This window comes from Oscillibacter sp. ER4, from assembly GCF_000765235.1.
Taxonomy (GTDB): Bacteria; Bacillota; Clostridia; order Oscillospirales; family Oscillospiraceae; genus Hominicoprocola; species Hominicoprocola fusiformis.
In genome coordinates this window covers 1-26254 of sequence record NZ_JPJG01000011.1, presented here as the reverse complement: position 1 = coordinate 26254, position 26254 = coordinate 1, and the positions used below count along the sequence as shown (strand labels likewise).

The 26254-nt window shown below is 57.7% G+C and carries 27 protein-coding genes, 1 tRNA gene, 1 pseudogene and 1 other annotated feature; of the genes and pseudogenes, 12 read left to right on the top strand and 17 right to left on the bottom strand.

From position 1 onward, the window contains the following. The first annotated feature begins 890 nt into the window (after nucleotides 1–890). The 8 genes from NI20_RS0101915 (at nucleotide 891) to NI20_RS0101885 (ending at nucleotide 10180) form a co-directional block, all read left to right on the top strand. Nucleotides 891–976, top strand: a tRNA-OTHER gene (locus NI20_RS0101915). Between the two features lie 24 nt (nucleotides 977–1000). Further along, nucleotides 1001–1531 (top strand): hypothetical protein, encoded by a 531-nt coding sequence (locus tag NI20_RS0101910; protein ID WP_033119763.1) that lies wholly within the window; start codon nucleotides 1001–1003, stop codon nucleotides 1529–1531. A gap of 17 nt (nucleotides 1532–1548) precedes the next feature. Next, the gene (locus NI20_RS0101905) at nucleotides 1549–1767 is read left to right on the top strand and encodes a hypothetical protein (protein ID WP_033119762.1); all 219 of its coding nucleotides are present in this window, start codon (nucleotides 1549–1551) and stop codon (nucleotides 1765–1767) included. Nucleotides 1768–1782: 15 nt separating this feature from the next. Next, the gene (locus tag NI20_RS0101900; RefSeq protein ID WP_033119761.1) at nucleotides 1783–2235 is read left to right on the top strand and encodes a hypothetical protein; all 453 of its coding nucleotides are present in this window, start codon (nucleotides 1783–1785) and stop codon (nucleotides 2233–2235) included. After that, nucleotides 2226–2384, top strand: a complete 159-nt coding sequence (locus NI20_RS14910; protein WP_156108533.1) for a hypothetical protein — start codon at nucleotides 2226–2228, stop codon at nucleotides 2382–2384. The genes NI20_RS0101900 and NI20_RS14910 overlap by 10 nt, the downstream gene beginning before the upstream one ends. A gap of 112 nt (nucleotides 2385–2496) precedes the next feature. Further along, nucleotides 2497–2922, top strand: a complete 426-nt coding sequence (locus NI20_RS0101895) for a hypothetical protein (RefSeq protein ID WP_033119760.1) — start codon at nucleotides 2497–2499, stop codon at nucleotides 2920–2922. Between the two features lie 3 nt (nucleotides 2923–2925). Continuing rightward, nucleotides 2926–4773: a hypothetical protein gene (locus tag NI20_RS0101890; RefSeq protein ID WP_033119759.1), complete on the top strand. Its 1848-nt coding sequence runs from the start codon at nucleotides 2926–2928 to the stop codon at nucleotides 4771–4773. A 10-nt stretch (nucleotides 4774–4783) separates the two neighbouring features. Further along, on the top strand, nucleotides 4784–10180 hold the full coding sequence (locus tag NI20_RS0101885) for a hypothetical protein (RefSeq protein WP_033119758.1): 5397 nt from the start codon (nucleotides 4784–4786) through the stop codon (nucleotides 10178–10180). Between the two features lie 33 nt (nucleotides 10181–10213). Here the strand turns inward: NI20_RS0101885 and NI20_RS0101880 are convergent, their stop codons facing one another. From NI20_RS0101880 to NI20_RS0101875, 3 genes are read right to left on the bottom strand one after another with little or no spacing between them, the layout of a single operon-like run. Then, nucleotides 10214–10585: a hypothetical protein gene (locus tag NI20_RS0101880; RefSeq protein ID WP_033119757.1), complete on the bottom strand. Its 372-nt coding sequence runs from the start codon at nucleotides 10583–10585 to the stop codon at nucleotides 10214–10216. Continuing rightward, the gene (locus NI20_RS14905) at nucleotides 10582–10746 is read right to left on the bottom strand and encodes a hypothetical protein (RefSeq protein ID WP_156108532.1); all 165 of its coding nucleotides are present in this window, start codon (nucleotides 10744–10746) and stop codon (nucleotides 10582–10584) included. The genes NI20_RS0101880 and NI20_RS14905 overlap by 4 nt, the downstream gene beginning before the upstream one ends. Then, entirely contained in the window at nucleotides 10740–10991 is a 252-nt protein-coding gene (locus NI20_RS0101875) for a hypothetical protein (RefSeq protein ID WP_033119756.1), read from the bottom strand. Before NI20_RS0101875 ends, NI20_RS14905 begins: the two co-directional genes overlap by 7 nt. 373 nt (nucleotides 10992–11364) lie before the next feature. Between NI20_RS0101875 and NI20_RS0101870 the strand changes: the two genes are divergently transcribed. After that, nucleotides 11365–12486 carry a site-specific integrase gene (locus NI20_RS0101870; RefSeq protein ID WP_033119755.1) on the top strand — a complete coding sequence of 374 codons (1122 nt, stop codon included), beginning with the start codon at nucleotides 11365–11367 and terminating at the stop codon, nucleotides 12484–12486. 268 nt (nucleotides 12487–12754) lie between these two features. Here the strand turns inward: NI20_RS0101870 and NI20_RS13735 are convergent, their stop codons facing one another. The 7 genes and pseudogenes from NI20_RS13735 to NI20_RS0101835 all read right to left on the bottom strand — a co-directional run bounded on the left by NI20_RS13735 (nucleotide 12755) and on the right by NI20_RS0101835 (nucleotide 19992). Then, complete coding sequence (locus NI20_RS13735) at nucleotides 12755–13270, bottom strand: flavin reductase family protein (protein ID WP_242842894.1); 516 nt, start codon at nucleotides 13268–13270, stop codon at nucleotides 12755–12757. 81 nt (nucleotides 13271–13351) lie between these two features. Further along, nucleotides 13352–15511 (bottom strand): ATP-dependent helicase, encoded by a 2160-nt coding sequence (locus NI20_RS0101860; protein WP_033119754.1) that lies wholly within the window; start codon nucleotides 15509–15511, stop codon nucleotides 13352–13354. Between the two features lie 115 nt (nucleotides 15512–15626). After that, a complete protein-coding gene (locus tag NI20_RS0101855) occupies nucleotides 15627–16163 on the bottom strand; it encodes a nucleoside-triphosphatase (RefSeq protein ID WP_033119753.1) in 537 nt (178 codons plus the stop codon). Continuing rightward, nucleotides 16160–16765: pseudogene (locus tag NI20_RS0101850) on the bottom strand (class I SAM-dependent methyltransferase); the annotation flags it as partial. The pseudogene NI20_RS0101850 and the gene NI20_RS0101855, both read right to left, overlap by 4 nt. A 388-nt stretch (nucleotides 16766–17153) precedes the next feature. Then, entirely contained in the window at nucleotides 17154–17996 is an 843-nt protein-coding gene (locus NI20_RS0101845) for a DegV family protein (RefSeq protein WP_033119751.1), read from the bottom strand. A 12-nt stretch (nucleotides 17997–18008) separates the two neighbouring features. Beyond that, the gene (locus tag NI20_RS0101840) at nucleotides 18009–18485 is read right to left on the bottom strand and encodes a MarR family winged helix-turn-helix transcriptional regulator (protein WP_052084354.1); all 477 of its coding nucleotides are present in this window, start codon (nucleotides 18483–18485) and stop codon (nucleotides 18009–18011) included. Nucleotides 18486–18669: 184 nt separating this feature from the next. Further along, nucleotides 18670–19992 carry a sodium-dependent transporter gene (locus tag NI20_RS0101835; RefSeq protein WP_369699383.1) on the bottom strand — a complete coding sequence of 441 codons (1323 nt, stop codon included), beginning with the start codon at nucleotides 19990–19992 and terminating at the stop codon, nucleotides 18670–18672. 331 nt (nucleotides 19993–20323) lie between these two features. Here NI20_RS0101835 and NI20_RS0101830 point away from each other — a divergent pair, with 331 nt between their 5' ends. After that, complete coding sequence (locus NI20_RS0101830) at nucleotides 20324–20776, top strand: hypothetical protein (protein WP_033119749.1); 453 nt, start codon at nucleotides 20324–20326, stop codon at nucleotides 20774–20776. Between the two features lie 296 nt (nucleotides 20777–21072). After that, entirely contained in the window at nucleotides 21073–21306 is a 234-nt protein-coding gene (locus NI20_RS14900) for a hypothetical protein (protein WP_156108531.1), read from the top strand. A gap of 110 nt (nucleotides 21307–21416) precedes the next feature. On the opposite strand, the gene rplL is transcribed toward NI20_RS14900, so the two are convergent. The 7 genes from rplL to rpmG all read right to left on the bottom strand — a co-directional run bounded on the left by rplL (nucleotide 21417) and on the right by rpmG (nucleotide 24973). Next, nucleotides 21417–21788 (bottom strand): 50S ribosomal protein L7/L12, encoded by a 372-nt coding sequence (gene rplL, locus NI20_RS0101820; RefSeq protein WP_033119747.1) that lies wholly within the window; start codon nucleotides 21786–21788, stop codon nucleotides 21417–21419. Between the two features lie 58 nt (nucleotides 21789–21846). Then, nucleotides 21847–22368, bottom strand: a complete 522-nt coding sequence (gene rplJ, locus NI20_RS0101815; RefSeq protein ID WP_033119746.1) for a 50S ribosomal protein L10 — start codon at nucleotides 22366–22368, stop codon at nucleotides 21847–21849. A gap of 59 nt (nucleotides 22369–22427) precedes the next feature. Next, nucleotides 22428–22556: a sequence feature (ribosomal protein L10 leader region), on the bottom strand. A gap of 246 nt (nucleotides 22557–22802) precedes the next feature. Next, complete coding sequence (rplA, locus tag NI20_RS0101810; RefSeq protein ID WP_033119745.1) at nucleotides 22803–23492, bottom strand: 50S ribosomal protein L1; 690 nt, start codon at nucleotides 23490–23492, stop codon at nucleotides 22803–22805. Nucleotides 23493–23506: 14 nt separating this feature from the next. Beyond that, nucleotides 23507–23932 (bottom strand): 50S ribosomal protein L11, encoded by a 426-nt coding sequence (gene rplK, locus NI20_RS0101805; protein ID WP_033119744.1) that lies wholly within the window; start codon nucleotides 23930–23932, stop codon nucleotides 23507–23509. A 117-nt stretch (nucleotides 23933–24049) separates the two neighbouring features. Further along, complete coding sequence (gene nusG, locus NI20_RS0101800) at nucleotides 24050–24580, bottom strand: transcription termination/antitermination protein NusG (RefSeq protein WP_033119743.1); 531 nt, start codon at nucleotides 24578–24580, stop codon at nucleotides 24050–24052. A gap of 13 nt (nucleotides 24581–24593) precedes the next feature. Beyond that, nucleotides 24594–24803, bottom strand: coding sequence for a preprotein translocase subunit SecE (gene secE / locus NI20_RS0101795; protein WP_033119742.1), 210 nt, complete (start codon nucleotides 24801–24803; stop codon nucleotides 24594–24596). Between the two features lie 20 nt (nucleotides 24804–24823). Then, nucleotides 24824–24973 (bottom strand): 50S ribosomal protein L33, encoded by a 150-nt coding sequence (rpmG, locus tag NI20_RS0101790; RefSeq protein ID WP_033119741.1) that lies wholly within the window; start codon nucleotides 24971–24973, stop codon nucleotides 24824–24826. A gap of 371 nt (nucleotides 24974–25344) precedes the next feature. On the opposite strand from rpmG, the gene ruvX reads away from it, so the two are divergent. Then, nucleotides 25345–25764 carry a Holliday junction resolvase RuvX gene (gene ruvX, locus NI20_RS0101785; protein WP_033119740.1) on the top strand — a complete coding sequence of 140 codons (420 nt, stop codon included), beginning with the start codon at nucleotides 25345–25347 and terminating at the stop codon, nucleotides 25762–25764. The last annotated feature ends 490 nt before the right edge of the window (nucleotides 25765–26254 follow it).

Sequence of the window (26254 nt, the reverse complement as noted above, 5' to 3'; positions counted from 1 at the left end):
CCCCCTTGTCCCCCCTTCCCCCTCTTTCCCCTATAACCCCTATCTCCCCTATCCCCCCTATAATCCCCCCTTTCCCAAGACTGCGACGGTGGTTTTTGCGTCGTGGCGGCGGCTGTAAGTAATTACCATTCCGTGAGTAATAGCAGGGGCTTACGTATAGCAAAGGCTTACAGTAGGAGCAGTGAGTAACGAATAGCAGGGGGTAAAGGCTTTGCAAGGGTATTGCAAAATAGACAACTAAGAGACTGGAGGAGAAGTAAAAAACGCGCGAGGGCTGGGGCAATGAGGCAGACGGGAGCGGCTGGGTTGGGGCTGTCGCCGCCGCGATTTAAGAGTTTATTAACTATTTTCCTTGATTTTGCAGGGCTTTTCGGGGCTGCTGTGTCTTTACTGCGTCATTTGCGGGCAATTCGGCAGGGATGGCCGACGGCTGCGCGGGGTCAATGACGGCGCGCAGGGATGCAATAGGGCAATTCCCCTACTGTAGCGATCCGGTCACGGCCTGGGCGCGTGGGGATGGCTGGCGGCTGCGCGGCGCAGGGATGGGAGCACGTATCCCGACAACGAACTAAGGGGCCGGGGGGTAGCGGAAAAACGGCGGGGTCTCGCGGGAACGGGTGTATATATTATTCTCCCACATCTTCCCCGCTCTTTTTGCAACTCACGGGTAGCGGAAAAACTGGCGGCAGGGTCTTGAAAACGGTGGTCTACGAAATATTTTGCGGATGATACTGGGCGACACTGTATCTCGCTGTATCCATGAAATTTTGTCAATTGACTGGGCTTGCATTTCGTGCATAAATGAGAACTGGGACGATGGATTAGCAAGTGTGATCATGAGAAAAGACCTCCTACCCGGCTGCCCCCTACGGCATGAAGGGCAGCCACATGCAGACATAGCTCATTTGGGAGAGCGGCAGCAATTATGGCGGGGTTGCTTGCGACGATGCAGGTTCGATTCCTGCTGTCTGTGCCAACGAAACGAAAGGGGGAAAACGGTATGGCGGATGAGCCGATCAAGAAGCGGCGCGGGAATCCGGCCTTTTCGAAGAAAAAGGGCGAGCCGGGATATATCGAAAACCGCGACACCGTAACGGGGCAGCTTGCCCGCTCCAAGGCGGCCCACGAAGTCGTCTCGATTTTCCCTCATGTCGAGGACTTCCAGAAGGTCGCCGACGCCTATTTTGACGAATGCGACGAGCGCGGCGTGCTGTACGGCGAAGCGGGACTTGCGCTTTACCTCTCCGAGCACAACAAGAAGGGACGAACCGTAACGCTCACGGTGCTGCGCTCGTGGTATGACGGCGAACGCTGCGCGTATTTGCAGGACGCCGTGCAGATGGCGTATCTTCGCATTCAGAATCAGGTCGAGACAGACGAGCGATACCGAGAGAAAGGCATGGTCACGAGGGGCATTTTCCTCCAGAAGCAGACGCGCCTTGGCGGCTATCAGGACAAGATCGAGCAGAAAAACGACACAACGGTACGCATCGTTCACGGCGACAGCGTGGACGACAGCGATTTCAAGTGAGAAAGGGGCGAACAGGAATGACGGCGATGCTTGCGGTGCTGTTGGTGATGGCGGCGGTCATCCTCGCGGAGACGTCGGCGCTGTTTGCCCGTGAATTTTTCAAAACCAAGGAGCAGCGCACCGAGCAGCGCGTGGAGCGGGAGATGCAGAAGCCACCGCCGGACCCCATCGACGAGGGATTCGAGAATATCATGCGGTACGCCGTGAACGGCAAGACCAGATTCGAACGAGAGTGACAAAGGAGTGAGGACATGAGCATTGATCTGAGCGTTCAGGGCGTTTTTGACAAGGCTATGTACCTTATTGACGCGCAGAATGAAAGCACCGGCAGCACGGACAACAGCGACACGACCGAGTACAAGGTCAGGACGCTGGGCATTCTCAATAACCTCATCGATGACGTCTACCCGGCGAGCGATACCTTCGCCATCAGCGAGGACGGCAAGCGCCCGGCGCTCGACGATCTGACGAGCTTTTCCGACGAGATCAAGATGGACCCGTACATTGTGCGCAGCGTCCTCCCCTGCGGGCTTGCAGCAAAGCTGCTGAGCGAGGAAAATCCGACGCTTGCAGACTTTTTCTGGCAGCTCTATGAGCAGCGCCTCGCTAAGGCGCGTGAGGGAGTTCCCGCCTCGTTCGAGAGCATCGAAGACGGGCTGCCGTATGGCGGCATCGAGTATGGGGAGTTTGCGCGATGGTGGTAAACGGATGGTATACCTGCCCCAAATGCCGGAAAAAGCTGCTGCGGGTGCTGAAGACCAGCACCGTGCGTAATACGCCGGTATGGTGCAGCAAATGCAAGGCCGAGCGATTCCCGCTCATCGTTGACGGGGTGCAGCTCGCGGACGAATAAGTACATAACAAGCAAGAGCGTTCAACGCCGAGACACACGGTTTTCCGTGCTGTTTCGGCGTTTTTTATTTTTATCCATACGCCGGTGCAGACCAGCGCCGGTGCAAATACATATGTGGAACCGGCAGAAGGACAGCGGCAAAAACATGGCCGAGCTGTTCGCGCAGAACGGCGTGGGCCTGCTGCGGGCGAGCAACAACCGCGTGCAGGGCTGGGCGGCGGAAAAGGAAATGCTCAAGCCTCTACGCGGCGAGAAGGACCGCCCCGGGCTTCTGGTGACGAGCAACTGCCGCGCGCTGATCCGAAATATCATGCTCATCCAACATGACGAGAAGAACCCGAGCGACTGCGCGACCGAGCCGCACAACATCACGCATATCAACGACGCGCTGCGTTATTTCTGCATCACGCGCACGCTGGGCGCGCAGCTGCCGGAAGCCGCGGAAGACCCGATGCCCGGCGAGGCGAACGAGGACTATGACGAAGAGATGACCGGCGGCGAAATGGACATGAGCTATCTTTCCTACGGAGGTGAGTAAAACTTGGCACAGATCACGGCAAAGGACAATTCCAGCATTCTGAAGATCAAATCGTTCCTTGGTCTGAACGAGAACCCCGACGGCGATACCACGCTGAAAGTCGGCGAGATGGCCGAGATGCGAAACTTCCGCGTGACGCAGGACAAGCACCTGCAAATCCGCCCCGGCTCGAAAACGCTTCTGAGCCTTGCTGACGCGCTTTCCGCGCTGAGTGAAGAAACCGCAGGGGGCGAAAGCGAAACGCGCGTATACGGCGTTTGGCGCGGCATTGCAGGGGCTTCCGAGCACATCCTCGCCGTGTACGGTGGGCACATTTGGGACATTGACGCTGAAATCGGCAGCGCCAGCGGCAAAGGCACGTGTCCCGACGGCGAGGCGCATTTCTTCGGCTTTGGCGGGAAGGTGTATCTGCTGGCCGGAGGCGAATACAAGAGCTGGGATGGTGGCAGTGAAACAAGTTTTGAAACCGTCGAAGGCTATGTGCCGCTCATCCAGACAGCAACGACGCCCAAGGGCGAGGGCACGCTTGTTGAAAACGTGAACCGGCTGACCGGCAAGCGGCGCGTGCAGTTCTCTCCCGACGGGACGGCGAAGGTGTTCCAACTGCCGGAAAAGGATATCAACGAGGTCAGCAGCGTCAAGTCAGGCGGCGAGCCGGTGACGGACTGCACGATGGACCTTAAAAACGGGACGGTGACGTTTACCGCCGCCCCAGCCGCAGGGACGAACACTGTGGAGATCGAATACCGCAAGGGCGACGGCGCGCGCAGCGAAGTGACCGGCATGAAATACAGCGAGCTTTTCAACGGCGCGACGGATACCCGCGTGTTCCTCTACGGCGACGGCACGAACCGCACGATCTATTCCGGCGTCCCCTACGACACTGGGAAAGCGAGTGCTGAATACTTTCCCGATCTCTATGAGGTGGCCGTGGGCGAAAGTAACACGCCGCTTACGGCACTGGTGCGACACTATTCCCGCTTGATGGCGTTCAAGACGGACAGCGCGTGGACGATCATGCACGGCGAGATCAGTCTTGCCGACGACACGAGCACGGCGGCGTTTTACGTGCAGCCGGTCAACCGCCAATTTGGCAACGAGGCGCCCGGTCAGGTGCGATTGCTTGAAAATAACCCCCTGACCTTGGATGCGGGCAGCGTGTATCAGTGGCGCAGCGGCAGCAACTATGCAAGCTATATCTCCAACAACGAAAACAACGCCAAGCGCATCAGCGACCGCGTGGCGGCGACGCTTAAGAGCTTTGATCTGCCGAAGGTGCGCACGGCGAACATCAAAAGCGATCACGAATATTGGTTCCTATTCGGGCGGCGCGCCCTCATCCTGAATTACGCAAATGACGCGTGGTATCTCTACGAAGGTCTTCCCTTCGACCGTGTTCTCGAGTGGAACGGCACGGTGCTCGGCTTTGCCGACGACGGGAAAGTGCTGGAATTCTCCCACAAGTACCGCAACGACGATGGCGCGGCCATTGACTGCTACGCGGCGACCGGCGCGATGGACTTTGACAAGGACTGGCTGCTGAAATACAGCCCCATGATTTTTGTCGCCATGCAGCCCGCGTCCAATGCGCGCATCTCCGTCACCGTGGAGACGAACCGGCGCAGCGATTATCCCGATAAGGTGGTCGCTTACAACCTTGCGACGTTCCTGCATGTGGACTTTAACCACTTTTCTTTCGCAACGAGCCGAAAGCCGCAGGTGAAGAAAGTAAAAATAAAGGTGAAAAAGGCGACGTTCTATCGCCTGATCTTCAAAAGCAATTCTGCGAGCGCGACGGCGACGGTCATTGAGACGGACATCCGGCTGCGCTACGCGGGCAATGTAAAGTGAGGAATCACGAATGACAAATCGAAAAATGACCCCACAGCGCGTGGCAGCGGAATACGATGCTGGCGTGCAGTTCAACACCGGCATCAACCTGTACGACACGGTGCAGACGAATGAAAATTTCTTCATCGGCAAGCAGTGGGAGGGCGTGCGCAGCAATACCAACCGCGCCAACCAGCAGCGGCGCGCACAGGCGCAGGTGGTGGCGAACCAAATTAAGAAAAACAATGCCGAGAGAGTAAACAAATACTCTCTCGGCAAGGGCGTTGCGGGCGCTGTGGCAAAGGGCGTCAATCAGGCAGCACAGGGCGTTGCCAGCACACTGGCGATGGCTGAGGACGTGCTGCTGTCACCGTTCGAGCTGCTTTCCGGGCAGAAGCTCGGAGAGCTGTCCGACACTGCCCCACTCAATAAGCTGGCGCAGCGTATCAAGAACGAGGGACAGGAAACACAGAAGAAATACGCCGACAACGTTGCAAAGGGCGGCAAGGCGGCGGAACTGCTGGACAAGTACGGCGCTGCGACGGTCGCGGCAGTACCGCAGGCGGTCATGGCCTACCTGACGGCGGGTGCGTCTGCGGGCGCAAGCACGGCGGGCCTCGGCGCACAGGCAGCGGCGGAAATGACCCCGAGCATGGCGGGCACGATCCGGCGCGGCGTGACAGCGATGGCGAAGGACCCGAACTACTGGACGGCGTTTTCTCAGGTTGTCGGACAGAGCTATGACGAGGCAATGGATGACATGGCGAAGACCGGCACAGAGAACAACAAAGCCCGCACGAAGGCGGCGCTCTATGCGATGGGCAACGGCCTTTTCAATGCGGCGGTCGAGGTCGGCGGCGGTATTCAAAAGCTGCCGGAAGAGCTGAAACATGGTGCGAACGCATGGAAAGCATGGGTCGATTCCGCCGTGGACGAGGGCAAGGAAGAAGCGGTGCAGGGCGTCATTGAACGCGCCTTGCAGAACGGTGTGTACCACAAGGGCAACAAGCTCGCTTCTCTTTCGGACGGCGACGCCATTCTGAACCCGCGTACGGCGGCAGAGGAATTTGCGGGCGGCGCGGTCGTCGGCGGTGTGCTCGGCGGCGGTCAGATCGGCGTCAATGCGATGCTGAACGCCATGAACGGGCGCGGCAATGGCACAGAAACGCCGGACGTTGACGCAGGAGCGCGTCAAGCGACGAGCGAGGGTAATTTCACACCCGCGCAGGAAAACGCCGCAGAGGGGACGCAGGGCACGTCAAAAGGTGCGGTTTCGGCAAATACGAATCTCTTCTCCCGCAACATTCTCGAGAACTTTAACCATGCAAGGACATACTTCATTGACTTTGCAAAGAAGAATTTCCCAACTGTCGTTACCAATGCAGAGACAGGACGGCAAATCGGCATTTCACGAAAAGGGCTCGATAAGTTCCTCAGCGGGAATATCCCCTATGAAAAATATGCAAGCGGATTCCACATTCCAGAATTGATTGAAAACGGACACAAGGTTGCCGAAGCTGGGAATTACCATCCCCAAACAGCAAACAGTATCCCGACGTTTGAATACTACGACAGCCCCATCAAAATTGACGGCGAACAGTACAATGCCCACATTCGAGTAAAAAACACGAACGTGGGCGACAAGTATTACGGACATACAATAAGCGAAGTTGAGGACATAAAAATAGAGCCCCCAACGCGGACGACCGCCGAAGCAGTTGCGCCCGAAAATACAGGGGGCTCCACCGAAGCGCCCTCGCCTGCATCAGACGGGACTTCTGCCCTTTCGGGTGACCTCGACCACGTAGCAAGCGGAGACGCTTCAACGGATACAGCGCCGCGCACCAATCAAACCAGCCTTGCCGCCGACGGCGGCGCTGGGGTGCAAGCACCAGTATCTCTTGACCCCACTGTAACACAGGGGAACAGCGGTGTCAAGGGAGAGGATATGCAGCGCGGCGGGAATTATGCGCCGGAAAACCACATCGACAACCGCACGGCGGAAAGCGTCGCGCCGCGCAGCGTGAACGCCTTTTCGTTCGACCATCCCGAACTGCGCGGTTATTATGTCGAGGCGGCGGAGCAGATCGCGGGCATTGCCGACCTCTCCCGCCAGTACGGGCAGCAGATGGGTGCACGCGAGCGCACGGCGAATGGATATCAGCGCGCGAGCAACATCTATGAGACCCCTGCCCTGCGCGCGGCAATGAACGAGGGATTGTCTCGCAGCCAGATCATTGACGCCGCTGACCGGCTCATCAAGGATCACGGGCAGGAGAATGTAAAAGCGGCAAAGACCCTCGAACTCATCCTTGATGACATGCTGACGAACGGCTATACCAACGTGGCTGGGGAACAGGTCGGCCCGAACGCGGCGTATCTTGCCGCCAAGGCACAAATCGACGGTGCGCAGCCGGTACAGGCACGGCAGGCAGAAGAACTGCCCATTTGGGATATGGATGTGCCGGACGATCTTCCCGGCAGCATCGGCGCGGCGCGGGCAGGCTATCAGGCCCCAGACGTGGAGCCTGTGGAGCGCACGAGCCGCCTTGCCGAGAGCGCGGCGCGCTACACGCAGGCGGAGGGCGATGCAACGGCGCGCAGCCGCGAAGACTACGACGCACTGTTCCGCTACCGCGCGCAGAGCGAGGCGGAAAGCCTTGCCAAGGCGGATGACCTTGTGTACATTGAGCGGGACGGCAAGCGGCAGTTCTTAAAGGACGCGGACCCCGCCGCCTATGAAGAGCTGACGCAGTATCTTGAATACGCCCCCGCGTGGAACGCGCAGATGGTCGACGCAGCGATGCAGATCAAGAACGAGCTGCAAGGCCGCAGTATTGCGATGGAGATCACCGAAGACGAGTATACCCGCTGGCTGGATATCATGCGCGAGCATGCGACGGAGACCGGACGCGGCACGCAGGCATGGGCCAAATACAGCCGGGAAGGCAACGAGGGCGGACAGTCGAGCGAGCTGTCGGCGTGGGAGAATCTGCAAAAGAGCGACCTTTCCGACGCAGACCGCGCCGAACGGTTCCGCAGCATCCTCATGTACGACAAGAGCATCGAGCAGGCGGAGACGCCCGAGGCGATGCGCGACATCATCCTCAATATCGCAGAGGAACGCGGAACGCTGAACGGCATCACCGGACGGCAGAGCGCGATGCTGCGCAAGGCGGCGGAATCGGCGCTTGGCAGCATGGACTTTGGGCAGCTCAAGCAGTTTGCCTATGAATCCAGTGCGGCGCTGTCGACCGACGCGCAGAGCGCCAACATGGGCCAGAAGCTCAAGACGGTGCAGGTGCTCAACATGCTGTCGAACCCCAAGACAGCGGCAAAGAACATCGCGGGCAACACGACGTTCTACGCGCTCGACGCGATGAGTATGCGCGGGGCGGCGGTGCTCGATATGGCGCTTTCCAAGCTGACGGGCACGCGCAGCGTCGCCTTTGAAAAGTCGGCCATGAGCAGCGAGAGCCGCGCCGCCATTATGAAGGCAATCCGCATGTCGGCGGCGGAGATCACGCTTGACGTGGACATGGGCGCGAGCGGACGCTATGAGCAGACCGGCAACCGCACGTTCAAGGCGAGCGGCAACATCATCGACCGCGTGCTGTCCGCCTGTGAGCGGAACATGGGGTATCTGCTGACGACCTCGGACGAGGCATACAAGGGCGCTGCGCGCAGTACGCAGCGTGGAACGCAGGAACTCATCGAAAGCGGGAAAATTCAGAACGCGCCCAAGGGCTACGCAGAATCTCAGGCGGACGCGCTGGCCAAATACCGCACATTCCAGAATGACAGCCGCACAGCAGACGCGATCCGGTCGGTATACGACATCCTAAATATGCTTGCCGGTGTGGGAGACAGTGGGAGAAAAACCAAACGAGGGCATACTATCCACAGCTTCGGCGCGGGCGACATTATTGCGCCGTTTACGCGCGTAGCGGGCAACCTTGCGAGCGTGGGGCTTGATTACAGCCCCGTGAATGCTGTGAAAGGCACGGTCGAGATCGTGGAAGCGGTCGCCGATGCGGCGAGAAACGGCGCAAACCCCGCAAAGCAGGCAAAGGCCGTGAGCGACTTCGCGCGCGGCATGACCGGCACGGCCATCGCCTATGGCTTTATGCAGCTGGCGAAGATGGGGCTTTTGAAGCGCGCAGACGACGAGGACGACAAGGACGTCGCTGCGCTGAACAAGAGCGAGGGTCTGACCGGCGCGCAGATCAATATCACCGCCGCCAAGCGCTGGATGGATGGTGACGAGACCGGCATGTGGCGGGACGGCGACACGCTCGTCGATTTGAGCAACCTTGAACCGCTGAACTTCATGGTGAGCCTCGGGGCGGAAATGGCGGATAACGGGAATGACAGTTTTCTTTCCACGTTTGTAGCCACTCAGAGCTACACAGACACAGCAGACAGTTTTGTCAAGGCGGCGGCAGACCTCCCCGTGATGCAGACTATCGGTAATTTGCGCAAGGACATTTTGGTCTATAAAAAGGACTGGAAAGAGGCCTTGCCGGAGGCAGTGGGCAATACCGTAATTTCGTCCATCACGCCGAACGTGCTGGCGTCCATCGCCAAGGGCATTGACGACAAGCAGCGCAACGTGTATGCAGGCGACGGCACGAAGGACGTTCTCATCGACACGCTGAAAAGCCGCATCCCGAAGGTGCGCGAAACGCTGCCGACCACGGTGAACACGCTGGGCGAGGAAAAGGACAACCCCGGAAGCCTTTCCAAGCGGCTGACGAATGCCCTTATTAACCCCATCGGCGTGAACAAGTACACGCAGAGCGAGGTATCGCAGGAGATGGAGCGCGTGCGCGGCGCGACTGGAGAAACGGGCTTTTACCCCACGACGCGCAAGCCCGATTCGCTGAGTTACAAGGACGTCGACGGTAAGGAGCACACCGTCGTGCTCGACTATGACCAGAAGCAGGCCTTCCAGGCGGCGTGCGCGACCGGGCAGATGGCCTATACCGCCGCCATGATGAAAACCAGCATCTACAAGGCGGCGGGCGACACGACCAAGGCGGAATTGCTCGACCGCTACTACAAGTACAGCTATGAAGCCGCCAAAGCGGAAGTGCTGGGCGACGAGGCGGTCGATAAGTGGGTGCTGCACGCAAGGAACGCCAAGAGCGAGCTCGGCATGAGCACGGCGGACTATCTCGCAAACTTTGAAAAATACGGTTCTGACGTGATGAGCGGCACGGGCTTTGAAAAGACAAAGCGGATGCTCGACGCCGGACTTTCGCTCGATGACTGGGCAAAGATGCGCGGGAGCGTGGACGCCGACAAAAACGGCAGCGTGAAGAAAGCCGAACTGACGGGCTACATCGAATCGCACTTCCCGCAGGATAAGTGGCGCGAGCTGTTCGACGCCTACAAGGGCGGGCAGAACTGGAAAAATCCATATTGACGCAAAGAGGCAGGGCGCTTGCCCTGCCTCTCCTTATGCCATTTTGAGCTTTCTCTTCACCCACGCCCACAGGTTACGCCACGGGTGGGCTTCTGCGTAATTGGCGCGCTGCTCAGCGTTGTATTTTCTATTACGCATTACATTAAGGGCCTCTTGCTTAAAAGCGCACTCATCGTTCGCCCGCCCAAGCGACGCCTCAGTGTCAGCGAGCTTATTCCGCAGCGCATCCGCGTCCGCTTTCAGATTCGCAATCACGTTTGCCTTGTTGATTGCCTCGCCGTTCATCTGGCTGATCTGCTCGGTCATGGCGGCGTTTGCCCGCCTTAATTCCTGCACTTCCGCCTGCGCTTCCTCCACCATCTTCGCCATCTGGTCTTTGGTGTACTTCTTTACGTTGATGCTCATAATTTGTCCCCTTTCATCCTCAGCTGTTCTTCCTGCCCTCTATCGCTTACGATGCTCACGACCTTGCAGTCGCCGTATCGCTCGATGTCCATGGCGATGCGCTCCTTGAGGCCCTGCGCGTCAGCAGCGGGGACGTTGGCTTTAATCGTAATCGTCAGCATGTGTCCTCCTTCGGCTTACTGCTCGCGCAGTAAAAGTCGTCTGGGACTGTGCAATCCACACAGATGCCGTAGGCGCATACGCGCCCGAACGCGTCTTCGTAGCTGTTCGCACAGTCCTTGCACCGCGTCACCGGCGCAACGTCAGCGGCGGGAATGCCGTTAATGGCTTCAATCCCTTCACCGCATGGATAACACCTATGGCGCAGTTCAGCAATGGCTTCGCTGCGTGGAATGTATTCAGCCATTGTCAGCCCTCCTGTTCCACTTTTCGACGATAAATTTGGGTTCGCTATATACGCCACTTTCAAAATCACACTCTGGACAGTATATATAGCACTCTTCTTGGCTGTTGCCATCTACTGTTTCAAGTATCGTCTGTCAGGGCCGCGTCATCACGTCCAAACGCTACCCGCTCCCTTCTACATACTGACCCCGGAAACGCGCGCACGCGGCAACGTCGCGCGAATCTGACAATAAAAAAGCGCCCTGCGCGGCAACGCAGGACGCATGACCAATCTACCCCGCAACCACGACGAAGCAAGGCAAATTTGGGAGGTCAAGACACAGTATAGCACGCCTTCCATTGTCTGACAAGTAATATTTGGGAGGTAAACCATCATGACCAAGAAAAAATACTATCAGAGACCGGACGGACTGTTTGAGACAAGCAGGACTGTCAACGGCAAGCGGATCTTTTTCCGCGGCAAAACATGTGCAGAGGTCGACCGCAAGATCCTCGAGTACAGCGCCGAAAAGAAATTAGGGCGAAAGGTTCCCATCATCGCCGACGAATGGTTCGCAGCAAAGGAGGAAGAAGGGATCAGGCAAGGCACTTATCGCCCGTACCACTGCGCGGTAAAGCGGATCAAGAAAGCATTCCCGATGGCGGCGGGAGATGTATGCCCTCGCGATATCAAGAGATATATCGCAGAATTCGAGGGCAAGGGCTATTCCAGACAGACAGTGCAAATAGAACTCTATGTACTCAAGGCGATATTCTCTCACGCCGTACTCAAGGGGGATATTGACGTAAGCCCAGCAACAGAGGCAAAGCACAGCCGTAACCTCCCCCGCAAAACGCGCCACGCGCTGACGGAAGAGGACGAGCGCAAGGTCGAGGAATACCGCGGAGAAGACTATCTTCTCGGGATGATGCTGCTCTATACCGGCTGCCGCCGCGGCGAGCTGCTGGCGCTCAACTGGCAGGACATCGACCGCAAGGCCGGGACGATCACGATCAACAAAAAGCTCAACTACGAATACGGGAATATTCCACGCCTTGAGCACTTTATGAAGAACCGCAACCGCGAGAACAACGATGGCAGCGGGCGCACGATCCCCCTGCTCTCGCCGCTTGCCGAGGTACTGCCAAACCAGCGGCTCGGCCTGATCTTCCACAACGAGGACGGGCAGCCATTGACCGCTTCGCAGTTGAGCAAAAGATGGAAAACTTACTGCCGGAATACTGGTCTGGTCGAATACGTCCAGAACGAGAACGGGGAGCCGATTCCAACGTACCCCATCACGCCGCACTGCTTCAGGCACAGTTTCACGACGATTTGCTATGAGGCTGGGCTTGACGTTAAGACGATGGCGGCATTCATCGGCGATACGGAACAGGTCACGACCACTGTCTATGCGGAGCTGCGCGCCCGCCATCATGCCAGCGGCGCGGAGCGGGTCAACGCGTACCTTGCAATGAGGTCCGAAGACCGGGCAAATTCCGCGAAAGCGGAGTGACGAAGCAGCAAATTTACTGCGTCATTACTGCGTCCGAGATATAGACAGTTTGGAACAGTCCCGCACAGTCCCGTGCAGGCCGCAATCCATTGCGGCACAAGGGTTTCCCTTGATTTGCAAGGGTTTCCGGATTTTCTTTTTATTTAACGAGATTTTAACACTAATGCGTCGGTTTTGCACAAACAAAGTTGAAATCCTGACCGAAACGGCAAAAAAGCGCCGCGTCCCGAAGAAAATACGGGACGCGGCGCTTTCTGTTTTGCCGGATTTACTTGAATTTTTTGCCATCCTCGAACGCGCTGGCGACCTTCTCGCCCAAGACATAATAGCCGTGGTTGGCGTAGTCAAAGGTGATGACGTGCAGCTTTTCGACAGCGAGCTTGCCGTTTTCGTCGAGCGCGCGCTCGTCCACGCTGACGTTCACGATCTCGCCGGTCAGGAGTCTTGTCTCCTCGTCGTAGCTCACGAGCTTGCACTCGAGCGCGAGCGGGAACTCGTCGATCACCGGCGCGTCCACATGCTCGCTCTTCGTCACGTGGAAGCCCGCGCGCGCCACCTTGTCGGGCACGCTGTTGCCGGACTCGATGCCCACATAGTCGCAGGCCGCCGCATGCTCTGCGTCGCCCATGCTCACGGTGAACGCACCGCGCTTTAAGATGTTCTTCACGGTCTTGTGGCCGCCGCTTAAATACATTGCGACGCGGCTGCTGTTGGCCACGCCGCCCCAGGCGGCGTTCATTTCGTCGGGCGTGCCGTCCTCGCCGTAGCTTGCGATGATGAGCACGGGCTGCGGATAGACCTAGGGCTGTGCACCAAAATTCTTTCTCATGTCGAAATCCCTCCAAAATAAATCTGTCAATTGATTTTATGGCCCGATCTTTTCGAGCTTCGCGCGCAGCGAAATGCTGCGCGGCGTTCCCATGCCGTCAAACTGGATGACGTGCGCGCCCTTGTTCAGGTCCACGTCCAGCACCGTTCCCTCGCCGAACACCGCGTGGCGCACGCGCTGCCCGATGGGCAGCGTGCCGTCGCCGTCGTCCTCGCGCAGATACTTGTCTCGCCGCGTGACGTCATCCGCCGCTTCACGCAGAAGTGTCTCGTCGACCTCGTGCGTGAACGACAGAAGCTCGCGGTCGATATCCAGCAGAAAGCGCGAGGGATAGCGCGGCGAGCCGTCAAAATTCCACCCGTCGGCCTCGGAGAGGTAAAGCCCCTTCTCCGCGCGCGTCAGCGCAACGAAAGCGAGCCGCCGCTCCTCCTCCATGCCGGGGAGCGTTCGCACCTTGCGCGAGGGGAAAATGCCCTCGTTCATGCCGCAGAGGAACACATACGGGAATTCGAGGCCCTTCGCCGCGTGGACGGTCATCAGCTTCACCTTGTCGCCCTGCTCGGCGACATCGCCGTTGCTGAAAAGCGCGATGTGGGCAAGGTAATGCTCCATCGTGCTCTCCTCGCCGCAGCTCGTCTCGTATTCGTAGATGGACTGCTTGAGCTCGGCCAGATCGTCCAGCCGCTCCTGACTGCCCTCGGTGCGCAGCGCCTTTTCATACCCGCTCTTGTCCAGAATATCCGAGAGCACCTCAGAGATGGGCCGACCCTGATACGAGTGCGAAAAGCGCTCGATCAGATCGACGAACTGCTTTGCCTTCGTGCCGCTGAACACGCTGTCTTCGAGGTGGTTTTTGAGCGTTACATAGAGGCTCGTCCCCTCTTTTTCCGCCGTCTCCTGTAAAAAGGCCATGCGCCGCTTGCCGAGGTTCCGCTTCGGCGCGTTGGCAATGCGCCGGAACGACAGATCGTCCTGATAGGCGATCATCCGCAAATATGAAAGTGCGTCCTTGATCTCCATGCGATCGAAAAACTGCACGCCGGAGTAGATCGTATAGGGAATTTTTTCGTGCATCAACGCCTCTTCCACCGCGCGCGTCACATAGTGCGCGCGGTAGAGGACGGTCATATCCCGCAGCGGCAGGCCGCGATCATGCAGCCGCTTCATCTCGCCCGTCATCCACTGCGCCTCCGCCTCCTGCGTGTCGGCAAAGTGGCAGACGACCTTCTCGCCCGAGGGCTTCGTCGGGAGCAGGTTCTTTTTGATGCGGTGGCCGTTTTTTGCGATCAGCGAGTTCGCCGCCGCCAAAATCTCCGGCGTGGAACGGTAGTTTTCCATCATCATGATGGTCTGCACGTTTGGAAAGACCTTGTCGAAATCCAGCAGATACTTGACGTTCGCGCCGCGCCAGGTGTAGATCGTCTGGTCCGGGTCGCCCACGATGAAGAGGTTGCCGTGATAGCCGCACAGCACCTCCATCAGCTCATATTGCAGCGCGTCGATATCCTGAAACTCGTCGATCATGATGTATTCGAGCCGCTGCTGCCACTTGAGCCTGATGTCCTCGTGCTGCTCGAAAATATAGAGCGAGAACTTGATGAGGTCGTTGTAGTCGAGGCCGAAGCACTTTTTCTCCTGATAGAGATAGCCGTAGAAGATGATGTCCCCCGCCGTGTCGGCGCGCTTGTACTTTTCGCGCAGCGTGTCGAGCGACATCGTGATCATGTCCTTGTAATACTCCGGCTCCTTAAAGAGCTTTCGGATCTCGATCATGTCCCGTGCGGCGGAATAGGTCATGTCGCGCAGTGTGAGGCCGCGCTCTTCGTAGATGATGCCGAGCATCGCGTCGATGTCGGAATTATCCAGCACCAGAAAGCTCTTCGGGTACTGCACCGCATGGCTGTCCTCCTGCAAAACGGAGACACAGAAGCCGTGGAACGTGTTGATATAGCCCGTGTCGTTGTCGCCGGTCAAGGCGTGGATACGCTGGCGCATCTCGTTGGCTGACTTGTTCGTAAACGTTACGCACAGGATGTTCCCCGGCAGGATGCCGAGCTCGTTGACAAGATACGCAAAGCGGTGCGACAGCGCACGCGTCTTACCCGAGCCCGCGCCCGCGATGACGCGGACATACCCCTCCGTCGCCGTGACGGCCTCGTGCTGCGCGCGGTTCAGTCCCGCAAGCAGATGCTCCATGCGCTGTCCCCTCCCCTCTGCAAATTTCTGAATGGCGGTATTATAGCACGGTTTTGATAGTCAAACAAGTGTTCGCTTGAAAACTTCTTCTCTATTGCACGGCGAGCTTGCTGCTTCAAGCTTCATTCCACCGCAAAATGTGCGGCAGGAGCTTTTCAAGAAGCGCGTCACGGTTCTGCTCGTCAATGAAGACAAGCTCCGCGTTCTCGTGCCCGCGCACGGCGCGCAGGAACGGTGTGTCTTTCGGCTTGACCGCGGCAAGCACCGGCGTGTCGCCGTCCAGTGCGCACAGCACCGCGGACTGGAACACCTTGGCGTCATTTTCGAGAAAGCCGAGTTCGTCCATCAGGATGATACCGCCGCTCGGTGCGGACTTAATGAGCTGCGTGCCAAGGCCGTCAAAGACCTCCGGATGGCGGATGCTCGAGCGGCTGTCGCACGTTCCGACGAGATTCGCCGCTTCATTGTGCCGCTCGTCCTCTTTCTGCGATGCGGGATAGAGATAAATTAGAAAAAAGCCGTTTTTGTCCGCGATTGGCAGACGTTTTGTCACAAAGCCTCCGACCTCCCGCGTGTTCTTCTCCAGCAGGCGGCGGATCAGCGTCGACTTGCCGACGCCGCGCTCCCCGCAGATCAAAAGATGCCGTTTCATACTGCTTCCTCCTTCGAAATAGCCGCCGTCTCAATGGTGAACAGGCACAACGCCTTTTTGTGCGGCAGGTAGTAGGGAAATTCCGCCGACGGCCCCGCGGTCAGGCGCGCTCTGATTTCATCTTTCGAGAGTACTTCGCTTTCGCTGCGGTTGTAGAGGGCGAAAAAGCGCTCCGCCGCCTCGAGCGAGCGGAACGGCTGTCCGAACTCCGCCGTGAAGCGCTCCACGGTGTAAGGGATACCTTTTTCGCGCAGAACATTCTCCGTACTCCCCGCCGTGTACTCGCCGAGGCTTACCTTTCCCGCGCTGAAGCGGTGATGCGAATAGTCCCGCTTGACGAGGAAAATTCTCCCGCGGCACTGCTTTTTCGCGATCCGTAATGTATCCTGCGTGCGGCCAAAGAGACAGAACACCATCGCGTCGTAGGGCTTCTCCGGCGCAAGCGTCTCCATATCGCCGCAGCGCGCGGTGACGCCTTTTATCAGGTGAGCTTCCAGCGTTTTGATGGCCAGCTCGTCGGCGTCCACCGCCGTGACATGGCGGCAGTACGGCTTCAGAGCAAGGCTCAGCTCGCCGATGCCGCAGCCCGCGTCGCAGACGTGCGCGTTTTCTTGGAGCTACGGCGTGATCTTCTCCGCGAAGGTCTCATAATAGCGGTTCATCGCCGCCGCATCACGCAAAAACGCAATGCTCTCGTCCGTCCACTGCATGCCGCATTTCCCTTTTCCCATTCAACCTGTTTCACGGGCAAACCGATACCAGCGCAAAGCACCGCTTTCACGCAAGACATAGCCGCTGAATATCAATATACCTTTATAGAATCACTATAATTCGCCGTGCCGTCTGTTGTCAAGGTACAGCGAGTACCGGTGTCGTTTGAAAGCGTCGTTGCTATTTTTAATCGCTGACTCAAAGAGGATATTTAAGAAAAAACAGCAGGAAGCCGGTGCGATACGCCGGCTTCCTGCTGTTTCTGATTTTTATAGAGGCTCAGCCCTTTTTGAAGAATGCGACCGCCACCACGCCGGGGCCAGTGTGCGTGCCGATCACGCTGCAAATGAGCGTGGAGTCGAGCGAGTCCGCCTTGTCCTGCCAGATGTCGCGGCTGTCCTCGACATATTTTTTGAGATACGAATCGCTCAGCCCGCTGTATCCGAGGATGATCGGCTCGTCGAAGTCGATGCCGCCGCTCTCATGAATTTTCTGTACGAGCAGGTTGTTGCCCTGCTTCGACCCTCTCGCCTTGCCGATAACCTGAATTTCGCCGTCGACCACGGTAATGACCGGCTTGATGTTGAGAAGTCCGCCCGCAAACGCGACAGTCTTCGAGATACGCCCGCCCTTTTTGAGGTATTCGAGCGTGTCGAGCAGCGCGATGAGGCAAATTTCGTCGCGCTTTTTCTCCAGCGTTTCGGCGATGGTCTTCGCGTCCATGCCCTTGTCCACGCACTCGAGCGCGTACTCGGCGAGGATGCCAGAGCCGATAGCCGCGCTCTTGCTGTCCACAATGTAGATGTTGTCGTACTCCGCCGCGGCGATGCACGCGCTCTGATACGTGCCGGAGAACTTCGACGCGAGCGTCACAACGACCGCGCTGTCGCCCACCGACGCAACGTCGGAGAAGATCGCGTCGAATGCCGCGGGCGACGCCTGACTGGTCGTCGGCAGCTCGTCGCGCTCGACAAGGAGCTCGTAAAAGCGGTGCTTGTCGATGGTCACGCCGTCGATGAACTCCTCCGCGCCAAAATGCACCGTGAGCGGCACGATGCGAAAACGGTCCTTCATGCGCTCGGGCATGTCGACCGTCGAATCCACAATGATCTGAACACTCATGCTTTTCCTCCGTTATTGTTCGTCGCGGGCGGCTCTGTCGCCCGCGGTCTTCTTATGGGTATAAATCCGTTCCAAATTCTCGCTCACGAGCGCGAGCGCGCGGTACATCGTCTGCCGCTCGGCCTCGCTCAGGCCCTCGGATGCCGCCTCGACGATGCGCGTGATCTTCTCCCCGATCGCACGTCCAACCGCCTTTCCCTGCTCTGTCAGGCGCAGTGGGCTCTTATAGCGCTTGCCCGCGCCGCTTGCGCAGGTGATGTAACCGTTTTTCTCGAGGTCGTCCAGCGAGCGGGAGATAGCCGCCTTGTCCTCGTCGCAGCGCTCGCAGAGCTCGGCGGCTGTCATGCCGTCTCGCTGGGAGAGGTAGTAGAGGCAGGACACATGCGGCCCTTTCAGTTCGAAGTCCGCCATTTCGTCCGCCTTGATGCGCTTGATGCTGCGGCTGATACGCGCAATCAGGACGGTAAAGGTCTCAAAGCGCTCCTCCATTGGTAATTCTCCTTTTTCCTATTTGTTGACAAATCAACAAGTTTACCTATTATAGCGTATCGATGTTGATTTGTCAACAAGTTTGGTAAAAAAGAGAGTCTGCGTGATGCGCAGACTCTCTTTCGATATTCTATTTCGCATGCTCTCCTTTTGCGCTTTTCGGTCCGATTAAAACGCTTTTCCCTCAGAATGCCACGTGCATGAACAGCGCCACGCAGCACAGGATGACCGCGAGCGGCACGTAGACGAAGCGGCCCACGTTGTACCACAGCGCACCGCGCTCTTTCTTGCTGCCGGTGTTCACGGCGGCGAGCAACTCGTCCTTTTTCATCACGTAGAACCACGAGATCGCGCCGAGCGTTGCGCCGATGGGGATAATATAGATGGAAACAAGGTCCATCCACGGGCCCCACTTGCTGATGGGCTCCATGAAAATGCCGATGCCGAGGCACAGCACACACAGGATCGCCAGCACCGCCGTGCGGCTGAGCTTGGGGAACTTGTGCAGCAGCGATTCCGCCACGGCCTCGAACATGTTCTGCAGCGAGCTCACGCCCGCGAAGATCATCGCAAGGTAGAGGATGATGGCGAACAGCCGCCCCATCGGGATATCCTGTAAAATGGTCGGCAACGTAACGAACAGCAGGCTCGGGCCCGCGCCGACGTCCAGCCCGTAGGAGAAGCATGCGGGGATGATGACGAGCGCCGCAACGACGGCGGCGATCGTGTCAAACAGCGCCGTGTGCTGCGCGACGCCGACGACGTCCTCGTCCTTCGAGAGGTACGCGCCGTACACGATCATGCCGCTGCCCGTAACGGAGAGGGAGAAGAACGCCTGTCCCATCGCCCAGATCCAGATCATCGGGTCCTTGAGCGCCTCCCAGCGCGGAGTGAACATGAAGCGGTAGCCCTCGCTTACGCCCGGCAGCATCGCCACGCGCACCGCAAGGATCAGGAAGATGATGAAAAACAGCGGCATCATGATCTTGTTGGTTTTTTCGATGCTGTGCGCGCCCAAATAGAGCGTCAGCAGCGTCCCCACGACCACGATGATGTGGTACGGAATGACGGAATACGGTGTGGAGGAGAACGTGCCGAACCACGACGCGGTGTCCGCCGTCATCAGCGTGCCGACGAGCGAATCCACCAGCGCCTTTAAGATGTACGTGACGATGACCGCATAGCCAAGCGCAATGCACAGCGAGCCCGCAAGCGGCAGCCAGCCAAGAAGGCCTCCTACCTTGCCTGCCCCCTTGCCGCGCGTCGACCACGCCTTTTCATACGCGCCGAGTGTGCCCGTCGCCGCGTGGCGGCCCATGGCGAACTCCGCGGGCAGGCCCACATAGCTGAAGATGAAAATAAACAGCAGATAAATGAGCAAAAATGCCCCGCCGCCGTTGCTGCCCAGCTTGTTGGGAAAGCCCCAGACGTTCGCCATGCCGACCGCTGAACCGACGGACGCCAGAATAAAGCCCCATCGGCTCGCAAAGTTTTTGGTGTTCTTCATGTTTTCTCCCATCCAGGCGAAAAAATAACCGCGTAAGCATTCCTCGGCTCACGCGGGCATCAGCCTGTCTCTCATCAGATTTTGTACGCAGGATACACAACGCATGAAAATTCCTGCTCTTATATTTTATACATTTTAATGCCGCTGCACAAAAAAGTCAAGCGCTCGAGCGGTTTATATTATGGCTGTTCCAGCCTTTTCTTCACCGGCGCGCGTTCTTCCCGCACCGCGGCGCAAGGGTCTCGTAACAGCATCGCAGTAGATTTGTTCATATCTTTTATGATATGATCGCCGTACCAAAAGGAAAATGAGGCATTACAGGAGGATCATGATGAGCGCCTGCATCTTTTTCGCTTCCGACGCGCCGCTGCCGGAGGTCTTTCCTCCGCCGGAGTACGAATACCTCGCCATCAACGTGGACGACGGTACAATCGACGACGGCGGCGCAGACGACAACTTCGCGCTGCGCACTTACCCAGACAGTTTTCTCTATACCGACAAAGCCTTTGCCGTCTGCCTCGACTGGGCCTACTATACCGAGGGCCGCGCGCGGCAGCTGATCGACTACATTGGCTCTGCCCTCGAATCCGCGCCCTGCGTGGAACTCTGGCATATCTGGCAGGGCGGCTTCTACTCGTTCGATGAGCGTCCCGTCGTTCACCGCGCTGCTGTGCAATTCGATGAATTCGTCGTAGACGATCTGCGCGAGCTCGGCGAAACTGACCTCTGGAACAACAAGGAGACAAACCGGTTATCATTTTACTGCCTGACCGTCACACGGTGAGCAGTATTTTCCATACTTTACAAAACGAGGTGACTCCCATGTCTCATTGCACCACTTTCGCCGAAGCAGGCCGCCTTGTGGACGCCGGCCGCCGTGCACCGTTTCTCCTGACGCTGTGAGAGGAGGATGAAAACGAGCTGCACATCACCATCTGCTGCGCTAAAGCGGAGCCAAATGCACAGACTCCGTCCACAGGAAATGCCGCCCTCGACGACATTCTCGCGCACTGTACGCCGCTGTGCCCCGATGAAAACGCCAAGATCGAGCTCATCTTTGAAAATTACCTGCTCTATCAGGTGCGCAACGAATCCTACTGCGTATTTGACGCAGACGAAGTCCGCAGCGGCACCTATCTTTGCACGTTCGAACGGTCCAAACTGCTCGACTATCTTCCCCGTGCCATTGATGTCCAACTTATACCCGATGGAACGGACGCTCCCGCATCGTGGAAGCACTACGGCATTTACACGCAGAATCAGATCATCGACATCGTTGCCCCGTCCGAGCCCACGGTGCGCACGTCCTTTTGACGTACACGCGCATATATTATGTCAACAGATGTTCTATTCCATAAGACAGTCAAAAAGAAAAAGCCCGTGTCTTGTAACACGGGCTTTTTGAACCTCGCAGTAGGGTGAGATTACTTGATCTCGACCTTCGCGCCAGCCTCTTCGAGCTGCTTCTTGAAGTTCTCGGCATCCTCCTTGGACACGCCCTCCTTCAGAGCCTTCGGAGCGGACTCGACGAAAGCCTTGGCCTCGGCCAGACCCAGACCAGCGATCTCGCGGACAGCCTTGATAACCTTGATCTTGGCAGCAGCGTCGAAACCGGCGAGGACAACGTCGAACTCGGTCTTCTCCTCGGCAGCGGGGGCAGCACCGCCGGCAGCGGGAGCAGCCATAGCAGCGGCGGAAACGCCGAACTCTTCCTCGAGAGCGTGGACGAGCTCAGAGAGCTCCAGGACGGTAAGGCCCTTGATTTCTTCGATCATAGCGGTAACTTTCTCGCTCATTGTAATGATCCTCCAATTTTAAGATATTTGTTTTAGTTTTTGAGTTGGGTGCAGACGATTACTCTGCGGAAGCTTCCTCGGCGGGAGCACCGTTCTTCTCGGCGATCTGCTTGAGGACGCAAGCCAGGCCCGAAATGGGAGCCAGCATGGTGCCAAGCACCTGTGCCTGCAGGACGGGCAGCGCGGGGATCGCGGCCAGAGCATTGACGGTGGCCATGTCGACGACCTTGCCGTCCATGAAGCCGCCCTTGATCTCGAACTTACCGTTGAGCTTCTTGGCAAAGTCGGCGATCACGCGCGCGGGGGCGACGGGATCGGCAGCGATGGCAAGAGACGTGGTACCGTTCAGCTGATCATCGAGCTCATTGAGGCCGACGTTGTTGAAAGCAAAGCGGAGCAGGGTGTTCTTGACAACTGCATACTCGACATCGTTCTTACGGCACTCAGCGCGGAGCTCGGTGTCTTCCGCGACGGTGATGCCCTTGTAGTCAACGATAACGCCGGCAGCCGCGCCCTGCAGCTTCTCGGTCAGAGAGGCCACGATCGCCTGCTTTTCAGACAGAACTTTTGCGTTAGGCATTTCTTGAGTTCACCTCCATTGGATTTTGCGGCACGCCTCGCGTGCCAGGGGAAAGAGGCGTTCTAAAAAGGAAACCGTCCTCATGCAGGACATGAGGACGGTAAAGCAATCAATAAATGTTTGCCATCCTCGGCAGGACTTACGAGACGAATCTCACCTGCTGTCTTTGGAACGCTCTAATAGTATATCCAGAGTTGGCAGCATTGTCAACCCCAAATATCGTTTTTTCCGCAAAATACCCCATATTTGCGCCGCGCACAGCGCAAATCATTTTTCTGACGACATACGCGCCAAAAATAATCCAATTTGATTTTTCTGACGACATGCGCGTCAGAAAAATACCGCGGCTCAGCCGCGATCGCGCGGCGACACCAGTTCGCAAACTGGTGAGGGGGAATCTAAAGGGGGGACAGCGTCCCCCTCTTTAAGTTTTCTTAGATCTTTGCGGTGTTCATCTTGACGCCGGGGCCCATGGTGGAGGCGGCGACGCAGGACTTGATATACTGGCCCTTGGAAGCGGCGGGCTTGGCCTTGATGATAGCACCCATGAGAGCGTTGAAGTTCTCAGCGAGCTTCTCGGGGCCGAAGGAAACCTTACCGATGGGGCAGTGGATGATGTTGGTCTTGTCGAGACGATACTCGACCTTACCGGCCTTGGACTCCTGAACAGCCTTGGCGACGTCGGGAGTGACGGTACCGGCCTTCGGGGACGGCATCAGGCCCTTAGGACCGAGCACCTTACCGAGACGGCCGACAACACCCATCATGTCAGGGGAAGCGACGACGACGTCGAAGTCGAACCAGTTTTCCTTCTGGATCTTCTCGACGAGGTCCATCTCGCCGACATAGTCAGCGCCGGCAGCCTTGGCAGCCTCGGCCTTGTCGCCCTTGGCGAAGACGAGAACGCGGACGTTCTTGCCGGTGCCGTTGGGGAGGACGATGGCGCCGCGGACCTGCTGGTCAGCGTGACGGGAGTCGACGCCCAGCTTGACGTGCAGCTCGACGGTCTCGTCGAACTTCGCGGAAGCGGTCTTGCAGATCAGGCCGAAGCCCTCTGCGGCGTCATACTGAGTGTTCTTTTCGATCTGCTTTGCAGCATCCTGATACTTTTTACCTCTAAACATTGTTCACACCCTCCTTATTCTTCGACGACAACGCCCATGGAGCGTGCGGTACCGGCGATCATGCTCATCGCGGACTCGAGAGTGCTCGCGTTGAGGTCACGCATCTTCATCTCAGCGATCTTCTGGACAGAGGCCTTGGAAATGGTAGCGACCTTGGTCTTGTTGGGGACGCCGGAGCCAGACTCGATGTTGCATTCCTTCTTGATGAGGACGGCAGCGGGAGGAGTCTTGGTGACGAAGGAGAAGGAACGGTCGGCATACACCGTGATGACAACGGGGATGATAAGGCCCATGTCGTTCTTGGTGCGCTCGTTGAATTCCTTGGTGAACGCAGCGATGTTGACGCCGTGCTGACCGAGCGCGGGGCCAACGGGGGGTGCGGGAGTTGCTTTGCCTGCAGGGATCTGCAGCTTAACGTAACCGGTGATCTTCTGTGCCATGAGAGGCACCTCCTTAATATTGAATGTGGTAACGACCGGCGATTCCGGCCGCCCTTGGCGAGACTGAACGTCTCTCCCACGTTTGCCGCATACGCGGCTCATCGCTTTTAGCGGTGATTACGGTTCTACGACCTCGACCTGGTCGAGCTCCAGCTCGACCGGCGTTTCGCGTCCGAACATGGACACGACCACGCACACCTTGTTCTTCTCTGCGTCGATCTCTTCGACCGTGCCGAGGAAGGACGAAAGCGGGCCGTCGGTGATCTTGACCTGATCGCCGACATTGTAGCGCACGACGATCTCTCGCCGTTCCATGCCGAGCGCCAGGACTTCCTCTTCCGTCAGAGGAATGGGTTCATTGTTCGCCGTGCCGACAAAGCCGGTCACACCGCGAATGTTGCGGATCAGATGCCAGGTGTCGTCCGTCATAATCATCTTGACGAGCACGTAGCCCGGGAAGACCTTGCGTTCGACTTCCTTCATATCGCCCGAGTCGGTCACTTCCGTGACGGTCTCCAGCGGGATCTGGATGTCGAGGATCATGTCCTCCAGATGACGGTTGGCGACGAACTTCTCGATGGCCGTCTTGACTGCGTTTTCATAGCCGGAGTAAGTATGCGCAACATACCACTTAGCATTATCAGCCATGACTGCTCTCCTGTCAGCCCGCGAGACCGATCAGCAGGTGCACTGCGGAAACGGCCACGTAGTCGAAGATCCAGATGCAGGCGCCGACAACGAGGGAGCACAGCAGCACAGTGCCGGTGTTCTTCGCAGTGGTGGATGCGGTGGGCCATACGACCTTTTTCAGTTCGCTTCTCATTTCACGGAACCACTTGCTGCGGTCCTTTTTCTTCTTTTCTTCTGCCATGTTTCAACAGCCTTTCCTAATTACTTGGTTTCGGTGTGGACGGTGTGCTTCTTGCAGAAGGGGCAGTACTTGTTCAGCTCAAGCTTGTCCGGGGTGTTCTTCTTGTTCTTCATCGTGTTGTAGTTTCTCTGCTTGCACTCGTTGCATCTGAGCGTGATCTTAATGCGCATCTAACGGCACCTCCTTATTTACTCAGCTCCGTTTGCCAAAAGCGGCATGAAGCTGGCGATTGCCTCCCTGCTCTCAAATTTGAGGGGTGCTTTTCCCTTGCGTGCCGAGAAGCAAAAGCGCGCAAAAAGAAAGCCCTCTTTCACAGGTAAGTAAGATGATACCACATGTCATGTCCAGCCGTCAAGCACTTTTTGCACGTTTTTGCAGAAAATCGCGCAGATTTTGCTCTCTTTCCCCTGTTTTTTTCTCCCGCTGCCTCTCTTGACGCGATTTTTTCCGTTTCCGCACGCCACTTCCCTGCCCCGCGCTTGCTTTTTGGGTGAAAATCCTGTATGCTGGCAGTCAAAAGAAACGCTCAGGAGGCAATTTTATGAAAATCATGGCCATCGACTACGGCGACGCGCACACCGGCGTCGCGATCTCCGATCGCACGCTGACGCTCACTGGATTTTCGACCGTTATCACCGCGTACCGGCCCGAAGCGGTCATCGAAAAGCTGCTGCCGCTCATCTCCGAGCACGAGGTCACAGAGCTCGTGCTCGGCCACCCGCTCAACATGGACGGCACGCGCGGCCCCCGCGCAGAAAAGGCCGAGGGCTTTGCCGAGATGCTGCGCGAGGCCACATCGCTCCCCGTCACGCTCTGGGATGAGCGCCGCACGACCGTCGACGCGCACAATATTCTATTGAATAATGGCAAGCGCGCCAAGGAGCGCAAGAAAACCGTCGACGCCGTCGCGGCGAGCCTGATGCTTGAAGGTTACTTAACCTTCAAAAACCGTCAAGGGTAACATATCACAGCGCGGCAGCGCTGTACTTTGTTCCCCTGCGCCGCGCAGGGGAGCGGGACAAAGGGGCCATTCTCTTTTGCAAAAGAGAATGGCCCCTTTGAAACCCCAGGAGAAAGGCTTTTGATTGGCAGTCTGAGGCTTGAATGACACTTATACCTCCGGAATGGGAATGCCTGCGCGCGGCGTTGCCGCGGTTAGTGTTGCTATACGATTTGTCTCTGCTTCTATTATCCGCTGCCGCTCTGCCAGTCTCGTAGAAGTGCAGCCTAATTTCCGTCTACCGCCAGTCTCATCAATGCGGCGAGCGAAGCAATGCCGCATTCGGCACGCAGTCTGCCGCCCAGCTACCGTCACTCGCGCCTCACGATAGTAAGGCGCAGTTGCAAGCGGTAACGACTCGCAGGGATTCATGGCGAAGCCATGTACACCGCACTTACATTGCGCAGCGCGTGCAGTCATTCAAGCTACAAACTGCCAATGTCGGGGGTCG